Origin of the sequence: Sporobacter termitidis DSM 10068, from assembly GCF_900130065.1 — a bacterium.
In the GTDB taxonomy this organism is placed as follows: domain Bacteria; phylum Bacillota; class Clostridia; order Oscillospirales; family Oscillospiraceae; genus Sporobacter; species Sporobacter termitidis.
The window spans coordinates 1-26,018 of record NZ_FQXV01000007.1 but is presented as its reverse complement, the minus strand read 5'-3'; the positions used below and the strand labels follow the sequence as shown (position 1 = coordinate 26,018).

The 26,018-nt window shown below is 57.8% G+C and carries 25 protein-coding genes; 16 read left to right on the top strand and 9 right to left on the bottom strand.

Annotated features, from left to right (window positions below):
- Positions 1-2 precede the first annotated feature (2 nt).
- The 8 genes from BUB60_RS10660 (at position 3) to argF (ending at position 10,060) form a co-directional block, all read left to right on the top strand.
- Positions 3-1,040: a TPM domain-containing protein gene (locus BUB60_RS10660; protein WP_073078719.1), complete on the top strand. Its 1,038-nt coding sequence runs from the start codon at positions 3-5 to the stop codon at positions 1,038-1,040.
- Positions 1,041-1,374: 334 nt separating this feature from the next.
- Positions 1,375-2,595 carry an argininosuccinate synthase gene (locus BUB60_RS10655; protein ID WP_073078716.1) on the top strand — a complete coding sequence of 407 codons (1,221 nt, stop codon included), beginning with the start codon at positions 1,375-1,377 and terminating at the stop codon, positions 2,593-2,595.
- Between the two features lie 162 nt (positions 2,596-2,757).
- Entirely contained in the window at positions 2,758-4,140 is a 1,383-nt protein-coding gene (argH, locus tag BUB60_RS10650; protein WP_073078714.1) for an argininosuccinate lyase, read from the top strand.
- Between the two features lie 10 nt (positions 4,141-4,150).
- Positions 4,151-5,080, top strand: a complete 930-nt coding sequence (gene argC / locus BUB60_RS10645) for an N-acetyl-gamma-glutamyl-phosphate reductase (protein ID WP_073078712.1) — start codon at positions 4,151-4,153, stop codon at positions 5,078-5,080.
- Positions 5,081-5,235: 155 nt separating this feature from the next.
- On the top strand, positions 5,236-6,453 hold the full coding sequence (gene argJ, locus BUB60_RS10640; RefSeq protein WP_073078710.1) for a bifunctional glutamate N-acetyltransferase/amino-acid acetyltransferase ArgJ: 1,218 nt from the start codon (positions 5,236-5,238) through the stop codon (positions 6,451-6,453).
- Between the two features lie 329 nt (positions 6,454-6,782).
- On the top strand, positions 6,783-7,643 hold the full coding sequence (argB, locus tag BUB60_RS10635; RefSeq protein WP_073078708.1) for an acetylglutamate kinase: 861 nt from the start codon (positions 6,783-6,785) through the stop codon (positions 7,641-7,643).
- A 315-nt stretch (positions 7,644-7,958) separates the two neighbouring features.
- Positions 7,959-9,146, top strand: a complete 1,188-nt coding sequence (locus tag BUB60_RS10630; RefSeq protein WP_073078706.1) for an aspartate aminotransferase family protein — start codon at positions 7,959-7,961, stop codon at positions 9,144-9,146.
- On the top strand, positions 9,143-10,060 hold the full coding sequence (argF, locus tag BUB60_RS10625; protein ID WP_073078703.1) for an ornithine carbamoyltransferase: 918 nt from the start codon (positions 9,143-9,145) through the stop codon (positions 10,058-10,060). Before BUB60_RS10630 ends, argF begins: the two co-directional genes overlap by 4 nt.
- A 118-nt stretch (positions 10,061-10,178) precedes the next feature.
- Here the strand turns inward: argF and BUB60_RS10620 are convergent, their stop codons facing one another.
- Entirely contained in the window at positions 10,179-10,904 is a 726-nt protein-coding gene (locus tag BUB60_RS10620) for an HD-GYP domain-containing protein (protein ID WP_073078699.1), read from the bottom strand.
- 210 nt (positions 10,905-11,114) lie between these two features.
- Between BUB60_RS10620 and BUB60_RS10615 the strand changes: the two genes are divergently transcribed.
- The gene (locus BUB60_RS10615; RefSeq protein ID WP_073078696.1) at positions 11,115-11,453 is read left to right on the top strand and encodes a helix-turn-helix domain-containing protein; all 339 of its coding nucleotides are present in this window, start codon (positions 11,115-11,117) and stop codon (positions 11,451-11,453) included.
- A 78-nt stretch (positions 11,454-11,531) separates the two neighbouring features.
- On the opposite strand, the gene BUB60_RS10610 is transcribed toward BUB60_RS10615, so the two are convergent.
- From BUB60_RS10610 to BUB60_RS10580, 7 genes are all read right to left on the bottom strand, one after another.
- Positions 11,532-12,086, bottom strand: coding sequence for a FumA C-terminus/TtdB family hydratase beta subunit (locus tag BUB60_RS10610; protein WP_073078692.1), 555 nt, complete (start codon positions 12,084-12,086; stop codon positions 11,532-11,534).
- Positions 12,083-12,541, bottom strand: coding sequence for a hypothetical protein (locus BUB60_RS10605; protein WP_073078688.1), 459 nt, complete (start codon positions 12,539-12,541; stop codon positions 12,083-12,085). The genes BUB60_RS10610 and BUB60_RS10605 overlap by 4 nt, the downstream gene beginning before the upstream one ends.
- A 21-nt stretch (positions 12,542-12,562) precedes the next feature.
- Complete coding sequence (locus BUB60_RS10600) at positions 12,563-13,756, bottom strand: transglutaminase domain-containing protein (RefSeq protein ID WP_073078684.1); 1,194 nt, start codon at positions 13,754-13,756, stop codon at positions 12,563-12,565.
- Positions 13,757-13,783: 27 nt separating this feature from the next.
- Entirely contained in the window at positions 13,784-14,380 is a 597-nt protein-coding gene (locus tag BUB60_RS10595; protein ID WP_073078682.1) for a lactate utilization protein, read from the bottom strand.
- A 12-nt stretch (positions 14,381-14,392) separates the two neighbouring features.
- Positions 14,393-16,636 (bottom strand): DNA gyrase/topoisomerase IV subunit A, encoded by a 2,244-nt coding sequence (locus BUB60_RS10590; protein ID WP_073078680.1) that lies wholly within the window; start codon positions 16,634-16,636, stop codon positions 14,393-14,395.
- 280 nt (positions 16,637-16,916) lie between these two features.
- The gene (locus BUB60_RS10585; protein WP_073078677.1) at positions 16,917-17,225 is read right to left on the bottom strand and encodes a YciI family protein; all 309 of its coding nucleotides are present in this window, start codon (positions 17,223-17,225) and stop codon (positions 16,917-16,919) included.
- A 158-nt stretch (positions 17,226-17,383) separates the two neighbouring features.
- A complete protein-coding gene (locus BUB60_RS10580) occupies positions 17,384-19,372 on the bottom strand; it encodes a DNA gyrase/topoisomerase IV subunit B (protein WP_073078675.1) in 1,989 nt (662 codons plus the stop codon).
- Between the two features lie 1,020 nt (positions 19,373-20,392).
- Between BUB60_RS10580 and BUB60_RS10575 the strand changes: the two genes are divergently transcribed.
- The 7 genes from BUB60_RS10575 to BUB60_RS10545 all read left to right on the top strand — a co-directional run bounded on the left by BUB60_RS10575 (position 20,393) and on the right by BUB60_RS10545 (position 25,264).
- Positions 20,393-20,662, top strand: coding sequence for a pro-sigmaK processing inhibitor BofA family protein (locus BUB60_RS10575; RefSeq protein WP_073078672.1), 270 nt, complete (start codon positions 20,393-20,395; stop codon positions 20,660-20,662).
- Positions 20,663-20,867: 205 nt separating this feature from the next.
- Entirely contained in the window at positions 20,868-21,788 is a 921-nt protein-coding gene (locus BUB60_RS10570) for a CPBP family intramembrane glutamic endopeptidase (RefSeq protein WP_073078670.1), read from the top strand.
- A 23-nt stretch (positions 21,789-21,811) separates the two neighbouring features.
- On the top strand, positions 21,812-22,723 hold the full coding sequence (locus BUB60_RS10565) for an ABC transporter ATP-binding protein (RefSeq protein ID WP_073078668.1): 912 nt from the start codon (positions 21,812-21,814) through the stop codon (positions 22,721-22,723).
- Entirely contained in the window at positions 22,720-23,964 is a 1,245-nt protein-coding gene (locus BUB60_RS10560) for an ABC transporter permease (RefSeq protein WP_073078666.1), read from the top strand. The genes BUB60_RS10565 and BUB60_RS10560 overlap by 4 nt, the downstream gene beginning before the upstream one ends.
- 21 nt (positions 23,965-23,985) lie before the next feature.
- The gene (locus BUB60_RS10555) at positions 23,986-24,657 is read left to right on the top strand and encodes a CPBP family intramembrane glutamic endopeptidase (RefSeq protein ID WP_073078664.1); all 672 of its coding nucleotides are present in this window, start codon (positions 23,986-23,988) and stop codon (positions 24,655-24,657) included.
- Between the two features lie 70 nt (positions 24,658-24,727).
- The gene (locus tag BUB60_RS10550; RefSeq protein ID WP_073078650.1) at positions 24,728-25,000 is read left to right on the top strand and encodes a hypothetical protein; all 273 of its coding nucleotides are present in this window, start codon (positions 24,728-24,730) and stop codon (positions 24,998-25,000) included.
- 69 nt (positions 25,001-25,069) lie between these two features.
- Complete coding sequence (locus BUB60_RS10545; RefSeq protein ID WP_073078648.1) at positions 25,070-25,264, top strand: hypothetical protein; 195 nt, start codon at positions 25,070-25,072, stop codon at positions 25,262-25,264.
- A gap of 555 nt (positions 25,265-25,819) precedes the next feature.
- Here the strand turns inward: BUB60_RS10545 and BUB60_RS20450 are convergent.
- The coding region (locus BUB60_RS20450) for a hypothetical protein (RefSeq protein ID WP_207650770.1) at positions 25,820-26,018 on the bottom strand (199 nt) is incomplete at its 5' end.

Genomic DNA, 26,018 nt, shown 5'->3' with positions numbered 1-26,018 from the left:
AGTTGAAAAAACGTCTCATATCATTGGCGGTTCTCCTGGTTCTTGCCGTCTCTCTGGCGACCTCCGCGCTGGCGGTCGTCGCGCAGAGCAAGGAATATTATGTGGCCGACGACGCCAACGTGCTGTCGGACTCTATTGAGCAAAAGATCATTTCCTCGAACGCCGGCCTGGAGCAGAAGTGCGACGGCGCCCAGATCGTTGTCGTCACCGTCCAGTATCTGGACGGCATGTACGCCGACGAATACGCCATGAAGCTCTTCAACGACTGGGGCGTCGGCAGCAAGACGGCCAACAACGGCATGCTGCTCCTTCTGGCGACCGAGGAAAACAAGTGCTGGCTGACGGTCGGCCCCGGCATCTCCGGCGTATTCACCGACAGCATGGTGAATTCCTATTTCGAGAAGTATTTTTACCCGGATTACGACAAGGGCCAGTATGAAACGGCGACGTCAAAGATGCTGGAGGCGCTGTTTACCTGGTATGCCGATAACTATAACGTCGACAACGGCGCCCCGGCCGTTACCGGCAATAACGGCGGCAGCTACAACAACGGCAACTATAATAACGGCGGCTACAATGGCGGTTATTACAACGGCGGGTATTATGAAACCTCCTTGTTCGGCAGCCTCTTTATCTGGATACTGATCATTGTCGTCATCGTCTTCGTTTTCATTGTGGCAGTCACTGCGGACAGGCGCCGCTACAGGGCGTACTACACGCACCTGGGCATGCCGATCCCGACGTATTATCCCTGGTTTATCTGGTTCGGTCCGCACCGCTCCTGGTGGTACGGTCCTGGCGGTCCCGGCTGGCGTGGGCCAAGAGGCCCCGGCGGTCCCGGTGGTCCCGGCGGCTTTGGCGGACCCCGGGGCGGCGGTCCCGGCGGCGGCGGCAGGAGCGGCCGGGGCGGCGGCGGAGGCTTCGGCGGTTTCGGTGGATTTGGAGGCGGCGGTGGCGGTGGCTTCGGCGGCTTCGGCGGAGGCGGCGGTATGGGCCATGGAGGGGGCGGCTTCGGCGGCGGAGGCGGCGGCAGGAGATAACTGTTCCCTTCACCGTAAACGCGGTTTTGCCGCTAGATGTGACATTCTGAGCAAAGCGAAGAATCTTCAGGCAATCTATGGCTGATGCGCCGATTTGAGATTGCCCGCGGATTCTTCGCTGCTTTATAAAGCGAAAGGGACAGGCTCTTTATAAACATTCATAATGAAATGCATAATATTCATGAATATTCAGGATATTATGCATTTTGTATTTTCTGACGGATATAGAATGGTTTGAATTTGCAAATATATGAATAGTAATGACTAAAAACTGTTGCATAATAATACATTCGGTGCTATAGTATCTTTAACGTCATTTTGGAGGTATTTTACAATGAGTGAGATCAAAAAGGTCGTCCTCGCGTATTCGGGCGGGCTGGACACGTCCATCATCATCCCGTGGCTGAAGGAGAATTATAACAACCCCGAGGTCATCGCCGTCTCCGGCGACGTGGGCCAGGGTACAGAGCTTGACGGGCTGGAGGAGAAGGCCCTCAGGACGGGCGCCTCCAAGCTTTACATAGAAGATCTCACCGACGAATTCGTCGATGATTTTATTATTCCCACCATGAAGGCCGGCGCGAAATACGAGGGCTACCTGCTCGGCACGTCCTTTGCCCGCCCGGTCATCGCCAAGCGCATCGTCGAGATCGCGCTTCAGGAGGGGGCCGACGCCATCTGCCACGGCTGCACCGGCAAGGGCAACGACCAGGTGCGCTTTGAGCTGACGATCAAGGCCTTCGCGCCCCACATGACGATCATCGCCCCGTGGCGCGAGTGGAACATCAAGAGCCGCGACGAGGAAATCGATTACGCCGAGGCCCACCACATTCCGCTGAAAATCAGCCGCGAGACGAACTATTCCAAGGATAAAAACCTCTGGCACCTGTCCCATGAGGGCCTGGACCTGGAAGACCCCGGCAACGAGCCGCTGTACAACAAGCCCGGGTTCCTGGAGCTCGGTGTCTCGCCCGAAATGGCGCCCGACAAGCCGGAATACGTGGAGCTCGCTTTTGAGAAGGGCGTCCCGACGGCTGTGAACGGCCAGAAGCTGAAGGCCGCCGAAATCATCGCGAAGCTCAACGAGCTGGGCGGCAAAAACGGCGTCGGCCTGCTGGACCTCGTCGAAAACAGGCTCGTCGGCATGAAGAGCCGCGGCGTCTATGAAACGCCGGGCGGCACGATCCTCTACCACGCCCACGAGGTTCTGGAGACGATCTGCCTCGACAAGGAAACGTCTCATATGAAGGAGCAGCTCGCCATCAAATTTGCCGAGCTCGTCTACAACGGCCAGTGGTTCACCCCACTGCGCGAATCGCTCTCCGCTTTCGTCGACAAGACGCAGGAGACGGTTACCGGTACGGTAAAGCTGAAGCTCTATAAGGGCAACGTCCAGAACGCCGGTGTCTGGAGCCCGTACAGCCTCTACAGCGAAACGCTGGCTTCCTTCGGGGAGAGCGACTACAAGCAGGCGGAAGCCGAAGGCTTCATCAATCTTTTCGGCCTTCCCATCCAGACGAAAGCGATTTTGGAGGAGCAGAGAAAAAACAAATAAATCCATGGGGGACAGAAGACGCGTGGATTCCCGCCTTCGCGGGAATGACAACACCGGGACCTTCCCCGTAGGGGCGGATTCCATATCCGCCCTGTCTGGCCTGATACATCCCGCAAATGGCACATCAACCTATGCACTCTGCAACAGAAAGGAACACGCACTATGAAACTCTGGTCCGGAAGATTTTCGAGCGACACGGACGCGCTCGTCGACGAACTGAACGCGTCGATCACGTTTGACAAGCGGCTCTATAAAGAGGACATCGCCGGCTCGATCGCGCACGCCGGGATGCTGGGGGACCAGGGCATTATAGAGAAATCGGAAGCCGGTAAGATCATTGCGGCGTTGAACGATATCCTCGCGGATATTGAGGCCGGGAAATTTGAGTTCAGCCTGCAGGACGAGGACATCCATATGAGCGTCGAGGCGGAGCTGACGCGGCGTATCGGCGACGCCGGCAAACGCCTGCACACCGCCAGGAGCCGGAACGACCAGGTTGCCCTTGATTTCCGTCTGCACCTGAAAAAAGAGATTGAAAATATCCGGGATGCCGCGCTTGCCATGATGTCGGTGCTTCTGGACATCGCGGGTAAGAACACAGAGACGATCATGCCCGCCTATACGCACCTTCAGCGGGCGCAGCCGACGACGTTTGCCCACCACATGATGGCCTACGCCAATATGCTAAGGCGGGACGTCACCCGGCTGGAGGACTGTCTTGCGCGCATGGACGAGTGTCCCCTCGGCAGCGGTGCGCTCACCGGGACGACGTACCCGATCGACCGACGAAGCGTTGCCAGAAAGCTCGGCTTTGCCCGTATCACGGAAAACAGCCTTGACGGCGTTTCCGACCGGGATTACGCCGTGGAGCTTTTAAGCGGCTTGTCGATTTTGATGATGCACCTGTCGCGCTTTGCCGAGGAGATCATCCTATGGTGCTCGTGGGAATTCAAGTTCATCGAACTGTCCGACGCGTATTCCACAGGCTCGTCCATCATGCCGCAGAAGAAAAACCCCGATATCGCCGAGCTCGTCCGGGGCAAAACAGGCCGCGTTTACGGCAGCCTCATGGGCCTTCTGACCGTGATGAAGGGTCTGCCGCTGGCGTACAACAAGGATATGCAGGAGGATAAGGAGCAGGTGTTCGACGCTGTCGACACGGTGAAAAAGGTCCTGCCGGTCTTCACGGCGATGCTCGCCACCATGGCTGTAAAGCCCGACAACATGCGCCGCGCCGCGTCCGAGGGGTTTATCAACGCCACCGACTGCGCCGATTATCTCGTGAAGAAGGGTCTCCCGTTCCGCGACGCGTACACGGTCATCGGGAAGCTGGTGCATCATTGCATCGATAACGGGCAGACGCTGGAGGCGCTGACCTTGGAGACGTACAAGGCGTTCTCGCCGCTCTTTGAGGGCGACGTGTTCGACGCCGTCCGGCTCGAAAATTGCGTGGGGCTGCGTAATGTGCCCGGCGGGCCGTCCGCCGAGTCCGTGCGGGCCCAGCTGGACAGCGTCGCGAAATTCCTGAAAGAAAGAACGAAATGAGGCTTTCGTCATGAAACCTAAAATATATATCGACGGACAGGAGGGCACCACCGGCCTGCAGATTCACGACAGGCTGGGGGAGCGGGACGATATCGAGCTTTTGCTGATCGACCCCGCATTACGCAAGGATATCGCCGAGCGCAAAAAGCTCCTGAACAGCGCCGATATCGTCATCCTTTGCCTGCCGGACGACGCCGCGCGGGAAGCCGTGGCGATGATCGAAAATGACAGCGTGCGCGTGATCGACGCCTCCACCGCGTACCGGACGGCGCCGGGCTGGGTCTACGGCTATCCCGAAATGTCGAAAAGCCAGCGGGAGAAGATCAAAACGGCAAAACGCCTGGCCAATCCGGGCTGCCACGCCGTGGGCTTTATCTCGCTTGTCTATCCGCTCGTCTCGCTGGGCATCCTGCCGAAAAACTATCCGCTGACCTGCTTTTCCCTCACCGGTTACTCCGGCGGCGGGAAGAAGATGATCGCCCAGTACGAGCAGGAGAAGACGCCGGACCTGCTCGCTCCGAGGCTTTACGGCCTGACCCTCCGCCACAAGCATTTCGCCGAAATGACGGAAGTCACCGGCCTGACGAGGGCGCCGGTCTTTTGCCCCGTCGTCGACGACTATTACAAGGGCATGGCCACGACGGTCATGCTGCATGACGACATGCTGTGCGGTAAGCAGACCTCCCGGACGATACGGGATGAGCTGGCGGGGTATTACGCCGGGCAGCGGTTTGTAAAGGTGGCTCCAGAGCTTGGCAGCGGGTATTTGAACAGCAACTGGGGCGCGGGGACGAACGATCTCATGATCACCGTCAGCGGCACCGACGGCGAAACGCTCCTCACCGCCCGCTTCGACAACCTCGGCAAAGGCGCCTCCGGCGCCGCCGTCCAGAACCTGAACATCATGCTGGGCCTGCCGGAGGAAACAGGACTGATTTAGCCTTGCCTCCCTCGGACGAGGGAGGTGGCACGGCTGAAAGCCGTGACGGAAGGAGAGATACACCGGACTTCAGGTGCGCGTTATCCCTCCCTCAGTCGCCCGCGGGCGACAGCTCCCTCGTCTGAGGGAGCCAAAAAAGTGAAGGAATGATCACTATGAAATTTATCGACGGCGGCGTGTGTGCCGCTGCGGGATTCAAGGCGGCCGGCATCCATGTCGGCGTGAAGACGAACAATCCGGCCAAAAAGGACCTGGCGCTCATCGTTTCGGAGGGCGACGCGGCCGCCGCGGCGGTTTATACGAAAAACGTCGTTAAGGCGGCGCCGCTCCTCGTGACGAAAGCGCATCTGGCGGACGGCAAAGCGCGGGCGATCCTCGCCAACAGCGGCAACGCCAACGCCTGCGCGCCGCAGGGCGAGGAAAATGCGGAACGCAGCTGTGCAGCCGCTGCCAGGGCGCTCGGCATATCGCCGGAGGCCGTCATCGTCGCCTCCACGGGCGTCATTGGCCAGGCGCTGCCGGTCGTGGTGATCGAGCAGGGCGTGCCGGCGCTGGCATCAGGGCTCAGCGCGGATGGCTCCTCCGATGCGGCGGCGGCCATCATGACCACGGACACCGTTATGAAGGAGTGCGCCATCGAGACGCAGCTTGGCGGCAAAACAGTAAGGCTCGGCGGCATCGCCAAGGGCAGCGGGATGATCCACCCGAACATGGGCACCATGCTCTGCTTTATTACCACCGACTGCGCCATCACGGCAGCCATGATCAAAAAGGCGCTTCTGGACGTGGTGACGGTCAGCTTCAACCGCATTTCCGTGGACGGCGATACCTCCACAAACGACATGTGCTGCCTCCTGGCCAACGGCTATGCCGGGAACACTCTCATCGACGCGGAAAACGATGATTATAAGGCGTTCGTCGCGGCGCTCAGGGAGACATGCGTCAGGCTGGCCATCTCCATGGCCTCCGACGGCGAGGGCGCCACGCACCTCATCACCTGTACGGTGACCGGCGCCGCCGACGTGGCGGCCGCGGAGACGCTTTCAAAGTCGGTCATCTCCTCCACGCTTACCAAAGCGGCGGTCTTCGGGGCTGACGCCAACTGGGGCCGGGTGCTCTGCGCCATGGGCTATTCGGGCGTTGAATTCGACCCGGATCAGGTCTCGGTCGCGTTTAAATCAGCCGCGGGGACCGTGGACGTCTGTAAAAACGGGCGCGGCCTCGGCTTTGACGAGGCGCTGGCCAAGAAAATCCTGACCGAGCACGATGTGACGATTGCCGTCAATATCGGTTCCGGCGCGGGGGAGTGCACCTGCTGGGGCTGCGATATCACATATGATTACATCAAAATCAACGGCGACTACAGGACTTAAATCCCCACCCGCCCGATTTCCCCACGCGGCAGGCCGCGCGGGGGGCCCCTGATGATTTAATCTGCCGGGCGGAAATAAATTCCGCCTCGGCATAAATCTCGCTGGCGCTGCGCCCTATGACCCCTTTTAAAGCGGGGCTCCGCCCCGGACCCCGCGAGGGGCTTTCTCCCCATACCCCGGCGGTCGGCCGATGGCCGTCCCTACGGCGATTCTTATGTTTTTATGTAGGGGCGATTATCAATCGCCCGTCGTCGCTATATTGGGGTTAAGGCACGCTCTCTCCGATAGGGGCACTCCCGGCAAACATATCGCATCTTGGAGGTATCGGCATGAACAATCTTGAACGGGCCCAGACGCTGGTGGAGGCGCTGCCGTATATACAGCAGTATTACGGGAAGGTCGTCGTCATCAAATATGGCGGCAACGCCATGATCAGCCCCGAGCTGTTTGACGCGGTGATGGAGGACATCATCCTCCTGCATCTGGTCGGCATCCATGTGGTGCTCGTCCACGGCGGCGGGCCGGAGATCAACGACATGCTGGGGAAGATCGGCAAGGAGCCGAAATTTGTCAGGGGCCTCCGGTACACCGACGAGGAGACAATGACCGTCGTCCAGGGCGTCCTGTGCGGCAAGGTCAACAAGGACCTGGTGGCGACCATCATCCGCAAGGGGGGCCGCGCCATCGGCCTGTGCGGCATCGACGGCTGCCTCATCGAGGCCAGGCGCATGCGGCGGGACGACGGGGAGGACTACGGCCTTGTCGGCGATATTACGACGATCAACCCTTCCGTCGTCCAGAAGGCGATGGAGGATAACCTCATACCGGTCGTGGCCACGGTGGCCATCGGTATCGACGCGGATACATCCTACAACGTCAACGCCGATACGGCGGCCTCCAGGCTCGCCGTGTCGCTGGGCGCTGAGAAGCTCATCATCCTCACCGACACCCGCGGCGTCCTCCGCGACCCGAAGGACGACGCGACGCTTATCAAGGTCATCAAGCGCGGCGAGATACAGGCGCTCTCGGACGCGGGCGTTATCTCCGGCGGCATGATCCCGAAGATCGAATGCTGCGCCGGCGCCATCGACGGCGGCGTCAAGCGCACGCACATCCTGGACGGGCGCATCCCGCACTCGATCCTCATCGAGATGCTGACGGATGAGGGCGCGGGCACCATGATATTTTAAAGCCCACCCACCCGCCCAATAGAGGTATAGGGTTGCGCCCTATGACCCCATTTATACGGGGCTCCGCCCCGGACCCCGCGAAGGGCTTTGTCCCATACCCCGGCAGTCGGCCAATGGTCGTCCCTGCGGCGATTTATATTTTTATGTAGTAGGGGCGATTATCAATCGCCCGTCGTTTCCAAAGGCTCCCTCCATGAGGGAGCTGTCGGCGAAGCCGACTGAAGGAGTATCTTGCAGGCGCGGCTTCTATGCCGATAGACAGAGCAAGGGATGCCGCCCTCAGCGTCCCGCCGTTATTTAGTTAGGAGTGATAGCATGACCAGCAACGAGATCAAAGCCTTGTATAAAGACAACATCATGCAGACCTACGCCCGGTTCGACGTCGTCATCGACCACGGTCAGGGGGCGAGGGTCTACAGCCCGGAAGGGAAGGAATACATCGACTTCACCAGCGGCATCGGCGTCAACTCGCTGGGATACGGCAACGTCAAGTGGGCCGAGGCGATATATCAGCAGGCCTTGAAGCTGCAGCATATGTCGAACCTGTTTTACACGGAACCCGGCGCCGCGCTGGCCAGGGAGCTGACGGCCCGGTCGGGCATGGCGGCGGTGTTTTACGCCAATTCCGGCGCGGAATCCAACGAGGGCGCCATCAAGCTGGCACGCAAGTATTCCTTTGACAAATACGGACAGGGGCGCAGCAAGATCGTGACGCTTGTCCAGTCCTTCCACGGGCGGACGATCACAACGCTGGCCGCCACGGGGCAGGATAACTTCCATACCTACTTTTTCCCGTTCACCCAGGGCTTTGCCCACGCCAGGGCCAATGACATGGAGAGCCTTAAGAGCGTCGCCGACAGCGAGACGTGCGCCGTCATGCTCGAGCTCGTCCAGGGGGAGGGCGGCGTCCTGCCGCTTGCGCCGGAATACGTCAAACAGGTCGAAGCCTTCTGCAAAGAGAAGGACCTCGTCTTCATCGTCGACGAGGTCCAGACAGGCGTCGGCAGGACGGGAGCGCTCTTTGCCTACCAGCAGTATGACGTCAGTCCCGACGTCGTCACCTTTGCCAAGGGCATCGCCGGCGGGCTCCCCATGGGCGGCATCCTGGCCAATGAAAAATGCGCCGGCGTTTTAACGGCCGGGACCCACGCGGCCACCTTCGGCGGCAATCCCGTCACCTGCGCCGCGGCCCTGGCGGTGCTCAGCCAGCTGACGCCGGCGCTGATCGCCGACGTGGCCGGAAAAGGGGCGCGTATCAAAAAGACGATCACCGGCTGGAATTCCCCCAGAGTCAAAGAGGTGCGCGGCCTCGGGCTGATGCTGGGCGTTTCGATTCAGGGCGCGGCGCCCAAGGAGATCGCCGCCAAATGCATCGACAGCGGCCTGTTGATGCTCACCGCGGGGGCCGACGCCATCCGCATGCTCCCGCCGCTGACCATCACCGACGAGGAGATCGACGCGGGCCTCGCGATTTTAGAAAAAGTTCTGGAGGACGCCAAATGAAAAAAGACCTTTTAAAAATGCTCGACCTCACCGAGGACGAGATTCTCACCATCCTCGATACGGCCGACCGGCTGAAAGCCGAGCAGAAGGCCGGGAAGAAGCACGACTTCCCGGCGGGCAGGACGCTGGCCATGCTCTTCTCGAAAAGTTCCACCCGGACGCGCGTGTCCTTCGAGACAGGCATCTATCAGCTGGGCGGCCACGGCATCTTTCTGTCCAGCGCCGACAGCCAGCTTGGGCGCGGCGAGCCGATCCAGGATACGGCGCGCGTTTTGAGCCGCTACTGCGACGGCATCATGATCCGCACCTTTGAGCAGGAGGAGGTCGAAAAGCTGGCGCAGTACGCCGCTATTCCCGTCATCAACGGCCTGACCGATTTTGAGCACCCCTGCCAGGTGCTGGCCGACCTCCAGACGGTCCGCGAGTATAAGAAGAAGCTCAAGGGCCTGAAAATCTGCTATATCGGCGACGGCAACAATATGGCAAACTCCATCATTGCCGGCGGCCTCACCTGCGGCATGGACGTGTCTGTTGCGTGCCCCGAGAATTACCGCCCCCATCCGCAGATCCTCGATTTCGCCGCGAAGCAGACGAAGGCGAAATTCGAGCTCGCAAGCGTCCCCGCCGAGGCGGCCAGAGGCGCAGACGTCGTCTTTACCGACGTCTGGGCGTCCATGGGGCAGGAGCAGGAGGCCGCCCGGCGCAAGGTGGCCTTCGAGGGCTATCAGGTCAGCGACGCGCTCATGGCCCTGGCAAACCCCGGCTGCATGGTCCAGCACTGCCTGCCGGCCCACCGGGGCGAGGAGATTACCGAAAAGGTCTTCGAGGAGCATGCGGGTGAGATTTTCGACGAGGCGGAAAACAGGCTCCACGCCCAAAAAGCGGTCATGTACCTCCTCATGGGCGGAAAATAAGAGAAGAGACGGAGAACCCGCCCCTGCGCGCTTGCTGATACTGCAAAACATCAGCCTTACCGCAATTGCGGTAAGGCTGATGTTTTTGTCTTCATTTGCGCCCGCCGGACATCATGGATCATAAGAGCAGGGAACGAAAGACCTCCAGGATATCCTGCGGGTATTTTGATTTTTCCCGGCGCAGCTCGCCGACGACGTCCTCTATCTGTTTTGGCTTCTTGTACGGTCTGTAGGAGGTCATGGCGTCGATGACGTCCGCCATGAGGACGATGCGCGCGTGCAGCGGGATCTGGGCGTCCGTCAGTCCCCGGGGATACCCGCTGCCGTCCAGTCTTTCATGATGCTGCTCAATGATATCAACGCTGATCCCGGATAAGCCGCAGCCGGTGGTCATGCTGAGGCCGAGCTCGCAGTGATGGCGCATATAAAATTGCTCTTCCTCGTTCAGCTTGCCCGGTTTCTGGACAATTTTTTTTGGAATGGCGAGCTTGCCGATGTCGTGCAGGATCGCGCCGAGAGCGATATCGTCCAGCTGCGGCTTTAAATCCAGCGCTTCGGCGATCATCAGGGAGATGATGGAAACATTGATCGAATGGATATACAGCCAGTCGATATAATGCCTCAGGGTATATACATGATCCCACCACGGCTCGTTTTGCGACGCGTCGCACAGAATATTTGTTATTGCCTGCAGAACCGAGTCCAGCGGGGAACTGCCGCTGATTTTGAGATTTGCCTGAAGCTCGCGCGATATCTCCAAAAGCTTCGGCGTGCTGCCGTCTTCTTTATCTAAGGCCGATTCCTTAATATCCAAGCCGTTGATTTTATTCAGGTTTTCAATCATACGGCCGGTTCACGCGCGGACATATGACAGCGGCGAAGTATCTTTTTCGCTGCGAAGATTCTCCGGGATATATTTTTCGACACAAAAAACACCTCGATATGGAAGATAATCCTCTTGCTATCACTGTATGGTCTAAATGCACTTTTATATCATTATAACATAGTCTATTTGCACATACAATACATGTGAAAAAGGAGGAAATAACCATAAATGAAGATCAATTATCTTGAAATAGGTCAAAGAATACGAAATGTCCGGCAAAAACGCGGTATAACACAGGAAAAACTGGCGGAAATAGTTAAGGCCGGAACAACGCACATCAGCCACATCGAAACGGGAAATACGATACCAAGCATGAAGATGTTTATTTCGATCATTAACGCACTGGACGTATCGGCGGACGAGCTCCTCTGCGACAATATTAATAAATCAAAATATATCTACCAGAATGAAATCGCCGAAATCATAAACGGCTGCACGGAAAAAGAAATCAGGGTCGTCGTCGACGTTTTGAAAAGCGTCGTTGCATCCATCCGAAAAAATCTGTAAGGCATGCCGCTTCCGACACCCGGAACAAAAAAACAGCCTGAGCGCCGATACGCCCAGGCTGTTATCTATCGGTTTTAATCACGCCAGCTTGTACTTCTCCCGCCCCTCCCGGAAGATATCGCCGCCGAATATATCCAGCGCGGCGACGAGGGGCATCCTGTCGATCGTGAGGCGCTTGACGGACTCGCAGCCCAGCTCGGGAAAGGCGAGCTCCTCGGCGTTTGTAATGTGGCGGGAAATGAGGGCGCCGGCGCCGCCGACGGCGCAGAGGTAGGCCGCACGATTTCTGATAATGGCGTCACGGACGCTGTCGCCGCGTTCGCCCTTGCCGATGGTGGCGGCGAGGCCCAGGTCATAAAGCCTCGACGCGAAGCCGTCCATTCTGGAGGAGGTCGTCGGCCCGCAGGAGCCGATTTTCACACCGTCATGCCCCGGCGTGGGGCCGGCGTAATAAATGACGGCGTCCTTAACGTCAAAGGGGAGCGGCGCGCCGCTCTCCAAAAGGGCAAATATTTTCTTGTGGGCGGCGTCGCGGGCCGTATAGATGGCGCCGCTTAAATAAACCCGGTCGCCGGCCCGCAGCCGGTCCGTATACAGCCGGAGCTCCGGGACGGTCAGCGTGTATGTATTCAATTGGGGAACCTCTCGGACATAGCGGCGAGGGCGTCCGCTTTCTCCTGCTCTACCGCCGACTGGAGCTCGGCAAAGCGGGAACCCGTTCTGTCGAGCACCGTCGTGAGCGTTGTCAGCGTATTGTTGAGCTTATTGAGCTCGCTGCAGATGGTGCTGGTGGTCGATTCCATCTCCGTCTTTATGCCCGTATACGTTTCCTTGAGCTCCGATACGCTGTCCGAGGCGTCCTCCAGCGCGTGGACCTTGATGTCCATGATCCGCCGGTCGGCGTTGTCGAGCTCGCCCTGAAGACGCTTGATTTCGGCGGTCAAGTCCTTCAGCTCGGCCTCCAGTTTGTCGCCCGCCGTTTTATATTTATTGCGCTGGGCCGCCAGCTCCTCGATATAGGCCATGACATCGCCCGTGTCAAAACCGCCGAAGAACCGACGCCTGAAATGCCTAACATCCCCGCCCATCAGATTTACCGCCTTTCGTTGTTATGTGGCATGATTGCCGGTGGGACCGCCGGTAATGCTTCCGGACAGACTGTTGTAGGTGAGCGGTCCGTTGCAGGCCTTGTATTTGCTCGTGTCCCAGCTGTAATTCTTTTTCATTTCCGTATCGCTCTTTAAAAATGCCGTGGAAATCCCGTTCACGTCGCACATGCTGACATCGATGTGATAGTAGCTGTCCTCGAGCGCAACGATATTCCAGGCATGGCTTTGGCCGTTCAGCGTGCCGATGACGACGTAGCTTTCCAGCCCCAGCTCGTCGCACAGCGCCTTATAAGCCATCGCATAGCCTTCGCTGGCGGCCTTGCCCGTGACGAGCGCGCCGTACGCCGTGGCGGAAACGTTTTGGTCGATATCGTCGCCGCTGCTGTCCGCCGTCTTGTCGTATTCGGTGACGTCCATAACGCGCTGGGCAAGAGAGAGGAGTATCGCTCCGTCGTCGTCGCCCGTGACCTCCACGGCGAATTGCTTCACATTGTTTTGCAGAGCCTCCTCCATGGCCGTCAGGATGCTGGATGCGTACCTGTAGCCGAAGGTGAACTCAATGATCTTGTCCGTCGCCTGGTCCGGATAAAATTCGACCGAGATGACGGGCAGCATGACGATATCCATCGGATTTTCATAGTATATCTGCCGGACAAGCTCCTGCGCGTCGTCGCGGGTCGCCAGATCAGTGCCTTTGGAAAGCACCGTCAGGGAAGTGGCGTAGTCGGAAAGCTTGCTTTGCAGGTCCGACCTCAGGGAGCGGAGCGTCCAGACGGAGATGATGTCGTTCATCTGCTTTTCCGTCACGTTTTTTCTGTAGTCGATGCGAAACACAATGTCGAAATGAGTGAAGATCTGTCTGGCGGAGCCCGTCATGCCGTCCACGGCGTAGGCGCCCAGCGGATCGTTTTTGATGATTTCGCCGCAGATACGGTCGATGTCGGCCTGCAGGTCGTCGCCGCTGTAGCTGTTGACCTGGATGCTCCCGGTTTCCGCGTGCTGCTTGACGAAGTCCAGCGCCCGCGCCTTGAGCTCTTCGTACGTATTGGCCACGATAACGCTCTGTGGAGATGAGGAAGCTGTCTGTTCATGCGGCGTAACATAGGTCACGCTCCCGTTCAGTATGGAGGCGCATCCGGGGAAAATGCCCAGCGCGGCGAGGCAAAGCAGCAGCGCCGCAATACGTTTTTTCACATCCTCACCTCCATGATGCGGGTATATTCAGTAGCCCAGGTCTTCGTTCACGATAACAACTTCCGTACGGCCGACACCCAGAAGGGGGCCCCAATGGACGACGAGTCCCCTGCAGATGCGCCCGGGGCTCTGGCAGTCATAGCATTTGTCGCCGTTTTTAGCGCAGGGCGTATTCGCGTTAAGGCGCTGCGCGTTTTTCGGCGACGCGATATTTCTGGCGCGCCAGAGCGCTTTATCAAAGTCCCCGGCGAATTTGTTGACGCCGACGACAAAGTAGACCTCTTTTTTTCCATAGAGCGTCGACGCCGCGCGGTTGCCGGAGCCGTCGATGTTGATGATCTCGCCGGTCTCGGCCACGGCGTTGGCGGAGGCTATGTAAACGTCGGCCGCGGCGGCCTTCACCCGCGCCTCCCCGGGCTCCTGCACCCAGTGGTTCCACACGGTGTTGCCGGCCGACAGCGCGTCAAACAGTCCCATCTGCTGCAGCGTCACCGAGCCGCCCATGCCGATAACGGTACCGCTGAGCTTTCCCGCCAGGTAATCCCGCGCGGCCTCCTTTGTCCCGAACCGGCTGACGGTAAAACCGCGCTTTTCAAGATTTTTGACGGCATTTTCGATGTTCATTCGTACATCTCCTTATTCAAGCGGCATTTCGATCTGCTGCTCCTCCAGGTCCTCTTCCTTTAAGAGCGCGCCGGCGGCCGGAATATTCCGGACCCTGTAGCGCGTCATATTGCCGATCGGCGTTTCCGCCGCGGGCACCGCCCGGACCACCTTGTATGTCCGCTTCAGCGTCATGACGCCGACGCCCAGCGTCGTGCGCGTCGCCTTCGGCGACAGCAACGATGTGGAGAAGATGAGGACCCGGTCCTCCGAGGAATAGACGGCCAGCTCCGTTTCTTCGCCGGAGAGCTGGATGACCGACACGAGAGGGCTCGCGCCCGAATAGGCGCCCGTCAGCTTTTTGCGGTTTGTCTTCGTGGCGTAGGCGTTCAGCTCGATGCGGGCGGCCTTGCCGTTTTCAAAGAAGAAGATGACGTGGCCTGTGTAATTGCCCGGGTCGAGCATATACTTGACGTTTTCGCCCTCGTCCATCTGCAGATAGGCCGGCAGATAGGTGCCGAGCACGGAGGCCTTCGTGTCCTCAAAATCGCGCACGCGGACCTTATAGACCTGCTGCTTGTCGGAAAAGATCAAAAGGTCGTTTTTGTTCTGGGACTCGAAGCTTAAAAACGGCCCGTCCGACTCCTTGTATTTCTGCTCGCCGCCCATCCGGAGGGACAGCGGCGTGATTTTCTTGAAATAGCCCTCCTGGGACAGAAAGATGTTCACCGGGTAGTCCTCGATGGGCTCGTCCTCGAACAGCTCCTCGGCCATATCGTCGTATACGATGCCCGTTTTCCGCTCCGCGCCGTGCTTTTTGATAACGTCCTTGAGCTCGGCAACGATGATGGCCCTGATCCGCTTCAGGCTGCCGAGGGTGTCCTCCAGGTCGCGGATCTCCGCTTCCAGGTCGCTCGTCTCGTCGATGCGCTTGAGGATATACTCCCGGTTGATGTTGCGGAGCCTGATCTCCGCCACATATTCCGCCTGCACCTCGTCGATCCCGAAGCCGATCATCAGGTTCGGCACCACCTCGGATTCCTCCTCCGTGTTGCGGATGATGACGATCGCCTGGTCGATATCCAAAAGGATTTTCTGCAGGCCGTAGAGCAGGTGCAGCTTGTCCTTTTTCTTGTTCAGCTCGCTGTAGACCCGGCGCTTGACGCATTCCGTCCGCCAGGAGAGCCATTCGTCGAGGATCTCGGCAACGCCGAGGACCCGCGGCATCCCGCCGATGAGGATGTTAAAGTTGCAGGAGAAGGTGTCCATGAGGGGCGTCAGCTTGAAGAGCTTCGCCATGAGCTTGTCCGGGTCGGCGCCGCGCTTGAGATCGATCGCCAGCTTCAGGCCGTTCAAGTCGGTCTCGTCGCGCATATCGGAGACTTCTTTGATTTTGCCGGACTTGACAAGCTCGGCCACCTTGTCGATGACGGCCTCGGCCGTGGTGGTGTAGGGAATCTCATAAACCTCGATGAGATTTTCCGCCTTGTCGTACCGCCACCGGGCCCGGACCTTGAAGCCGCCCCGGCCCGTCCTGTAGATCGTGTCGATCTCCTGGGCGTTGTAAATGAGCTCGCCGCCGGTGGGGAAGTCGGGAGCCTTGAGCGTGGCCATGATATTGTGGTTCGGGTCGCCGATGTAGTCGATGGCCGTCTGGCACACCTCGGCGAGATTGAACCCGCAGATATTCGACGCCATGCTGACGGCGATGCCCATGTTGGCGCTGACGAGGATGTTCGGAAACGTCGTGGGCAAAAGCGCCGGCTCCTGCATGGTGTTGTCGTAGTTGTCGATGAAGTCGACGGTGTCGCGCTCGATATCCCGGAAGAGCTCGGCGCAGACGGGGGAGAGCTTGGCCTCAGTGTACCGGGACGCGGCGTACGCCATGTCCCGGGAGAAGACCTTGCCAAAGTTGCCCTTGGAGTCGACAAACGGGGTCAGAAGCGCCTCGTAGCCCTTGGAGAGCCGGACCATCGTCTCGTAGATGGCGGCGTCGCCGTGGGGATTTAGCCGCATCGTCTGGCCGACAATGTTGGCCGATTTCGTCCGCGCGCCGGTGAGAAGCCCCATCTTGTACATGGTGTACAGAAGCTTGCGCTGTGACGGCTTGAAGCCGTCGATCTCCGGGATGGCCCGCGAGACGATGACGCTCATGGCGTAGGGCATGAAGTTGACTTCAAGCGTTTCGGTGATCGGTTGCTCGAGCACCGCCGCGTGAAGCCCGACAACATCGGGGTTTGTATTCTTTTTTTCTTCCGGCTGTCTCTTTCTGGCCATAACGAGCCCCTTTGTTTAAGTTTGGAACGTCATTCCCGCTGGTATCAGTTTTGTATGTCATTCCTGTTGGCATTGCCCTTGTATGTCATCCGCTGGTATCAGTTTTATATGTCATTCCCGCGAATTTATATGTCATTCCCGCGAAGGCGGGAATCCAGAGCACCGCACGAGAAACGTGGATTCCCGCCTTCGCGGGAATGACAACGTTGTATGCGGGAATAAGACAATGTTGTATGCGGAGGATAGCAATGTTGTATGCGGAGGATAGCAGCGTTAAGCGTTATAGAGTCGCCCACGCCGAAAGGTACTCCGGATAATCATACGGCGTAAACTCCGTGATGTCAAAGTGTAAAATGCCCTTTTGAAAATACGGGTCGGTGGAGATGTAATCCTCCAGGGCCGAGCGCGTCTCGGCTTTGGCGATGATAAACCCGCCGTTGCCGGACTTTTTTGGCCCGGCGCAGAGGACCTTGCTGGCGCGCACGCCGCGCAGGATGAATTCCTTATGCTCCGGCAAAAGCGCGTCGACCTCGGATTTCGCCATCGGCAGCGGATTGCAATAGGAAGCGGAAAGGACAAAGAACACCATATGAACCTCCATTTCGGTGGAAGGCGATCACAAATCGCCCCTACGGTATGTTCGTTTTGCATCGGGGCTGCAGACCGCCATCCGGCGCTGCGCGCCACCTTTCCCGAAAGGGGTATGGGGCGTAGCCCCATACCTTTATTGGGCGGGTGGGTGGGTAATTACGATACGTCCGCCGTGTCCAGGTACTTGTACCCGTTCTCCGATATAAAATCCTTGCGCCCGGCGAGATTGTCGCCCAGGAGCAGGTCAAACGCGGCGACCGTGGCCTCCACGTCGGTCGGCATGACCTTGATGAGGCGGCGCGTTTCCGGGTTCATCGTCGTCAGCCACATCATTTCCGGGTCGTTTTCACCCAGGCCCTTCGAGCGGTTAATGGTGTGCTTTGTCCCGTTGAAGCCGGCGACGATATCATTCTTTTCGCGATCGGAGTATGCAAAGTAAGTTTTGCCCTTGCACTCGATTTCATACAGCGGCGACTCCGCGATATAAACATACCCCTCCCGTATGAGCGTCGGTACGAGGCGGTGCAGCATGGTGAGAATCATGGTGCGGATGTGAAAACCGTCCACGTCGGCATCGGTGCAGATGATAACGCGGTTCCAGCGCAGGGCGCCGAGCTCGAAGGTGGAGAGGTCCTTGGAATGTTTGTTCGTCACTTCAACGCCGCAGCCGAGAACCTTGATCAGGTCGGTTATGATATCATTTTTAAATATTTTATCATAATCCGCCTTCAAACAGTTGAGAATTTTGCCGCGAACAGGCATAATTCCCTGAAATTCGGCGTCCCGGGAGAGCTTGCAGGAGCCCAGGGCGCTGTCGCCCTCGACGATGTAAATTTCGCGCCTTGCGATATCCTTCGAGCGGCAGTCCACGAATTTCTGGATGCGGTTCGAGAGATCGATGCCGCCGGAGAGCTTCTTCTTGATATTGAGGCGCGCCTTTTCCGCCTGCTCCCGGCTCCGCTTGTTGACGAGGATCTGGTCGGCGACCCGGTCGGCCTCCGCCTTGTGCTCGATAAAGTAGACCTCCAGCTGGCTCCTGAAAAATTCCGTCATCGCCTCCTGAATGAATTTGTTGGTGATGGCCTTTTTCGTCTGGTTTTCATAGGAGGTCTGGGTGGAAAAGCAGTTCGTGATGAGTATCAGGCAATCCTGGATATCGGCAAAGCCGATCTTGCTCTCGTTTTTCTGGTATTTGCCCGTCTTTTTGAGATAGGCGTCCACCTCGGAGACGAAGGCGCTCTTCGTGGCCTTTTCGGGCGCGCCGCCGTGCTCCAGCCAGGAGGAGTTGTGGTAATATTCGATGAGATTCACTTTGTTGGAAAAGCAGAACGCCGCCGAGAGCTTGACCTTGTATTCGGGCTTGTCCTCCCGGTCGCGGCCCCGTCGTTCCGACTCGATGAAAACCGGCTGTGTCAGCGCGTCGTCGCCGGACAGCTCGGCCACATAGTCCGCCACGCCGTTTTGATATAAAAAGTCGGTCGTCTCAAAGCCGGAGCCCTTCTGTTCCCTGAACCGGAAGGTAATGCCGGCGTTGACGACGGCCTGCCGCTTGAGCGTGTTGGTAAAGTATTCCGTCGGAATGCTGATGTCGGTAAAAACCTGCAGGTCCGGCTTCCAGCGGATGATGGTCCCGGTGCGCTTGCCCTTGTACGGCTCGCTCTGGAGCCCGCCGATATTTTCGCCCTTTTCAAAATGGAGCGTGTATTTTTTCTCCTCGCGGTAAACGGTAACGTCCATGTACTCCGAGGCATACTGCGTGGCGCAGGAGCCAAGACCGTTGAGTCCCAGCGAATATTCGTAGTTCTCGCCCTCGGCGTTGGCGTACTTGCCGCCGGCGTACAGCTCGCAGAAGACGAGCTCCCAGTTGAAGCGGTTCTCCTTCGGGTTCCAGTCCACCGGGCAGCCGCGCCCGAAGTCCTCGACCTCGATGGCGTTGTCGCTGTAGCGCGTCACCGTTATAACGGTGCCGTTGCCTTCCCGCGCCTCGTCGATGGCATTGGAGAGAATTTCAAAAACGGCGTGCTCACAGCCCTCCAGCCCGTCGGAGCCGAAGATGACGCCCGGGCGCTTGCGGACCCGGTCGGCGCCCTTGAGAGAAGAAATGCTCTCATTGCCGTATGAAGCTGGCCTTCCTGTTGCTTTCATGTACAATCCCCTATATATAGAGATAAAAAGTATACGTTATCAGATATATAGTATAAATGAAAAATATTAGAAAATCAAGTATATAATTCCCCACGCGGCAGGCCGCGCGGTGGCCCCAATTTGATTTAATTTGCCGGGCGGAAGTGAACTGTCACCCCACGAAACGAGTTTCGCGGGGGCCCCGTCCGCCGCGGCTCGCTCTTGCTCGCAGGAGCTGCGCCCCTGTGATACGTTGGACGACCAATGCCGTGCGCGCGCTACAAGTATGGGATGATCAAGGCGTAGGGGCAACTGTGTTCGCCCGTTGTTCCCAATAACGCAAGCCGTGCCGCGGCAGGCCGCCGAAGGCCGGTAAAAGAGGCTTCGCCCTTTGAGGTCCAGGCCGATGACAGGATAGTGGGCAAGTTATTAGAACTTGCAGACCTCTTGTTTCGGGGAGGAGGCTTCATAAGGGGGAGGCGGCTTTGTCAAAAGTCTCCCCTTTATGCGCATCTTTTGGTCACTTTTCTGTGCGAGCAGAAAAGTGACCCTGCGGAGCTTTCCGTCCTCTGCCTGCAGGCGGTCGTCGCCCGGATGGCTTCACCGGCATACCCGGCAAACCGGGCCGCAGGGCGGAGCCCTATAAGCGGGGGGTATGGGACGCAGCCCCATACCTTTTAGGGGTGGGTGGGCGGGTTAAATAACAAAACGGTGGCTGTCATTAAAACAACCACCGTCCAGAGACATGAAAATCGATTCTCAGCTGAAAATTCGTTACGGAATCTTAAACCTGCCGACTGTCGGCCTTTCGCCATGAGTCATCATTACACACCACAACGACACTTTTACGCAGACAGCATTTTCATACTGTCTGTTTTTATGGCACCGGCCTGATTCACAGCCGGGTTTTCATGTCCAAATCTATTATGTCTGACCGTATTAAAATTAAACGTGAAATTTTTAGAAAATTACGCGGCCCACGTGAATATATTTGTGATAAGGACTTGTACAAAATTTTAATGGACATGCGAGGGGAGCAATATGGCCGCTTTGCAGACGACCGGCATTATCGTTATTGTCGCCATACTGGTGCTGGTTTTACTGATCATCCTGCGTAAACCGATGAAAATCGTCTTCAAGCTGATCCTAAATGTCGTGATCGGCTTTCTGGCGCTGCTGGCGATCAACTATATCGGCGCCTTTATCGGCATTACCGTGGCGGTCAACTGGATCAACGCCGTGATTGTGGGCGTTCTCGGCGTGCCGGGCGTGGCGCTGATCCTGCTCCTCAAGTGGATATTCGTCGTCTGACGGCGTAAAAATCAAACAAAAGCGGCGGCTCCCCGCATAAAATAATGCGGGGAGCTGTTTTTGTCTCGACAACGGGCACGGCCGTCGGGTATAATAAACTGGAAAATTTGTGAAGCGGTAAAGCAGGACCGGCGGCGGCAGTATGGTAAGCTTGAAAACAGCTGCCCGGCCCTGCTTCTGAAAATGCCTTGTTTGGAGTGATCTGATGAAGAAAATATTGAAGGCTGTCGGGATCATCCTGGCGCTGCTGGTGATCTATTACGCGGCGCAGAGCCTTGTGACCATTGTCATTGCGATTGTCCCGCTTGTGCGGACGGTTGTTTCCGCCGCCTCGTCGAATATGGCCCTGGACGTTGAAGGGATCACCAATGAGCTCCTGCGGTTTGTCGGCGCCCAGACGCCGTGGGTCCTTTTGATCGCCGTGGCGGTCACGGTGCCGTTTTATTATCTGATCTACAGAGGGCGCCGGCAGGAGCTCTGGACCTTTGTCAGCCTCAAAGCCATTCATCCCGTCAGCGTGCCGGTGCTTGTCGTCTTCGGCCTGACGCTGAACTTCATGATCGAGCTGCTCCTGGGGCTTTTAAGCCAGATCAGCGGCCTCCGGCAGATATTTGAAAACTACAATCAGGTGACGGACCTCATTTTCAACGGCAGCTTTGTGCTGACGCTTTTGGCCGTCGGCATCGTCGGCCCGATTTTTGAGGAGCTGCTCTTCAGGGGCCTCGTCTTCGGCGAGCTGCGAAAGCTCACCAAAGTGCGCGTCGCGATCTTTATCCAGGCGCTTTTGTTCGGTGTTTACCATATGAATCTCATCCAGGGCGCCTACGCTTTTCTCATCGGCATCCTGCTGGGGTACGTTTACTACAGGAGCAATTCGATCTTTGCGCCGATGCTGGTGCACATCACGGTCAACAGCTCCTCCGTGCTCCTGAGCGAATTTTTGAGCGGCGGCGCGCTGGAAAAGTGGAGCGGCGTCATCATTATCGCCAGCGTCCTGCTGTTTATTGTGACGGGCGCCTTTATTCTGACGCACCGGAGCTTCCGCTATGCCATGGACGACAGCCTCTACCTTCAAAATCACACCCCCAGGCTGCAGGAGCCGCCCGGATACGGCGGGGAGAGCTGAAAAATTACAATAGGAGAAGGGATATGCGACTCGAGGTTAAAAACATCCACAAGAGCTTCGGCGAAAAGCACGTCCTGAACGATGTCTCGTTCGGCGTGGAGAGCGGACAGGCCCTCGGACTTCTGGGCAGGAACGGCGCGGGCAAAACGACGATGCTCCGCATCATCATGGGCGTCTTCGACGCCGACAGCGGGGGCGTGCTCGTCGACGGACAGCCCATCGACCGGCGGCATATCAAAATCGGCTATCTGCCGGAGGAGCGGGGGCTGTACCCCAAAAAGATCATCCGCGACCAGCTGCAGTATTTCGCCGCGCTGAAGGGCATGGCGGCGCCAGAGGCCAGAAAGGCCGCCGCCGCGCTCCTGGAGCGCCTGGAAATGTCCGAATACGCGGGCAAAAAGCTCGACGTCCTCTCCAAGGGCAACCAGCAGAAGATACAGCTGGCCGTGGCGCTTTTAAACAACCCCGACATCCTCATCCTGGACGAGCCCTTTTCCGGTCTTGATCCGGTCAACGCCATGATTTTAAAGGACGTCGTCACAGAGCTGATCGGAAAGGGGAAGCTCGTGCTCTTTTCGAGCCACCAGATGAATTATACGGAGGAGTTCTGCCGGGATATCGCCATATTAAACGGCGGCAGGATCGCCCTCTCCGGCGCCATCCGGGAGATCAGGCGCAGCTACGAGCGGCGCACGGTCGTCCTGTCGTCCCCGGAGGCTGAAAAGGTGGAACGCTTCATCGCCGGACAAGCCTCCGACATCACGGAAAAGACAGAACGCCGGCAGGACGCCGTCACCGTGACGCTCGCCTCAGCAGACAAAAAAATGGCGCTTTTAAAGCGCCTGGCGGAGCAGGAGCTGAACCTCGACGCGTTCGCCGTTTATGAGCCGTCGCTGAACGACATCTTTGTGGAGTATACGGAGGCGCGGATATGAACCAGTTTAAGCAGGTGCTGAAATTTGAGTTTTCAAATTACGCCCGGAGCAAGCCGTATATCATCATCACCGTCGTCCTCGTCGTCCTGATCGCCGGGCTCCTGACATATCCCCGCGTCGCCGGACTCTGGAGGCATGAGGGTCCGGCGCAGCCCAGCGGACCGCGGCCAAAGCTTGCGCTGGTGGACGACGTTTATAAAAGCGACGAGCTCCTGCAGCGTCTGGCCCAGGCGTATCCGGAGGACGAGCTCGTCAGGACAGACGAAACCATGGATGAGCTGAGGAGCAAGGTGGTCAGCGGGGAATACGCCGCCGCCGTCGTTTTGGAGTCGCCGCTCAAATTCACCTATCTCACGGTGAGCGTGTCGATGTACGAAGACCCTGGGCGGATCATCGGCGCGATTCTGGCGGAGAAGTACCAGCAGACGGAAATCGAGGCGCTGGGGCTCAGCGCGGCGGACGCCGCGGCGCTGGTGCACCCCGATGTGGACGGTACCGTCACCGAAACGGGCAAAAATCAGGCCGAGACGTTCATTTATACGTATATTCTCATTTACGCCCTCTATATGGCCATCATGCTCTACGGCCAGTTCGTGGCCTCCAGCGTCGCCAGCGAAAAGTCGACGCGCGCCATGGAGCTTCTCATTACCAGCGCCAAGCCCCTGAGCCTGATGTTCGGCAAGATCATCGGCACGGGGCTGGCCGGTCTGCTGCAATTCTTCGTTATCTTCGGCTCGGCGTTCCTGTTCTACAACATTAACGGGGACGTCTGGGCGGACAGTCCTGTCATGCAGCGGATATTCAACATCCCCATCGATATGCTGCTGTACGTGCTGCTGTTTTTTGTCATCGGCTTTTTCCTGTACGCGTTTATCTACGGCGCCCTCGGCTCCCTGGCCAGCAGGACGGAGGATGTCGGCACTGCGATCATGCCGGTCACCTTCCTTGTCATCATCGCGCTGTTCGTTGTGATCGTCGGCATGAGTACCGGCAACCTCGACTCGCCGCTCATGGTCGCCTGCTCCTATATTCCCTTCACGTCGCCCATGGCGATGTTTACCCGTATCGCCATGTCCAACGTTCCGCCCATTGGGATCATCGTCTCCGTGGCCATCGCCGTGGCCTCCACGGTCGGCATCGGGTTCCTCTCCGCGGCCATCTACCGCGTCGGCGTCCTCATGTACGGCAAGCCCCCCAAGCTGGGCGAGCTCGTCAGGACTCTGCGGGAAAAGCGCACCTGAGAGACAGAGAGGGGATGCGGTATGACCAAACGGAAAAAAGCGGGTGGCGTTCTCGATATTGCCGCCGTCTTTCTCGCCGTGCTTGCCATCGTGGTTGCGGCCCCGCTGCTGTTATCGCTTGTACAGGACCGGACCGCCCGCGCGCTCTTGCGGTATCTGCTGTATATCGTCATGGCCGCGGTGGTGCTCCTGGCCTGTAAAGCAGGGAAGCGGCCCGTTTTTGCAACGCTCGGGTTCAAAAAAGAAGCGGTGGGCCGGCAGCTTTTGCCGGCGCTGCCGCTCTTCGCGGTGACGGCGCTCATCTTCGTGGTTATACCCATGGCATTCGGCGTCCCGAAAACGGTGCTGCTGGACCGAAAGCCCACGGACGTTTCGGCCATTGTCCTGCAGGTGGTCCACCTCATGGTATTTGTGGGCTTTACCGAGGAGCTTGTCTTCCGCGGTTATCTGTTTGAGCGTATCAAAGCGGTGTCCGGCTCCGGTGTGTGGTCCGCCGTCGTGACAGCCGCCGCCTTCGGGCTGTGGCATTTCCCGGGCGGTCAGGATTTTCTGCAGGTCCTTTTGACGGCGGTTATTGGTTTTATTTACGGATTCGCGCGGCTGAAGCTCAAAAACTGCACCACGCTGTCGGTTGCCCTCGCCCACGGCCTGCACGATACATTTATTCTTGTATTGAGCTGTATTTTGTTGTAACATAATAGCCACACTGGTTGTACAGATTGGAGCGGTCGTTATAAACTTCAAAAAGCAGGATATTCTGATCATGGCCGTCGCTTTGCTCCTGTCGGCGGCGATCAATCTGATGGTTATCACGCAGGTCATGTCCCGCGCGTACATCAGCCTGGGGCTGCTCATCGCCGCCGCCGGCCTGTTTATCGCGCAGCTCCGCCGGCCGCGGCGCAAAAAGCCGCAGGATCAGGCCGGCGTGCCGGTCCGGGAGGATGCGCAGGCGGGCGGAACGGCGCTGACGGTGATATGGTTTGCCGTCCTCCTTGCGTGGGCGGCAACGTTGGTGTGCGCGATCCTTCTCCGGTAAAACAAGTACATTGACGATTTCCCGCGGTTTTGATACAATCAAGCTGCTTGACACAAAGGAGGTGCGCTCATGGCGCTGGTGGAGAAAAACGACAACCTGAACGGCAAAACAGTCAAAATGGATGGCCTGACGATCTCCTGGGGCGACGAGGACGGCACGGAGGAAGCCGACGGCCTCGAGCTCGAACAGGAAGAGAAGCCGGCCGAAAAGAAAATCCTCAAAACAAAAAACGACGACCAGAAAACCAAAAAAGTCGTCATATAAAGCCAAAAATGATTAAGAGCCGAGGTTTCATCAAATGAAGCTTCGGCTCTTGTTTTAATTTTGCCCGCCCACCCGCCCGATAGCGGTATAGGGCTTCGCCCTATGACCCATTTTGCGGCGATGGGGCTGCGCCCCATGCCAAAAGAGCGTGGTATTTTGCTTATGCGGCAGGGCAGGTGTGGGTAAGGGCCGACGGCGGGCCGAGTCGTCCCGCCCTACGATGGCGCGCTCGATATAGGTGGGTACCTGAGACGCGGAACAGGGGGTGGACGGCTATTGGCCGGCGCGGCAGGGTGTTCACCGGGTCATCGTATCACGCAAAATAAGGGATACCCATGCTATAATGAATCCGAGAACCCAAACGAAGAGGCCGCAGCAGAAAAAAATATTTATAAATATAACGCAAATTGAGATTCTCAAAAACCGATTATCCAGCAACTGCAGCGCTTTGACCACTTTTCAAGTCCCAACGCTTAATACTCTCGTAACATATCGAGGAAATATCGCGTCAATCCAGCCCCTTTTCAAAGTCTTACAAGGCATTTTTAATCAATATCAGCCCAAAAATTTCAAATACAAGCCCTTTTTCGTCCAATACAAGCCTGTTTTCCTGTCGAATCCCTTGTAGGGGGCGATGCCCACATCGCCCCGTCGCTCCTTACTGCGCCGTACTGGCTCATGCGGACAAGTTAAACGGGTGATATCTTGAGATTTCGTAGAATAGCGGCGATTTGTAACCCAAAGCTGAATGAAG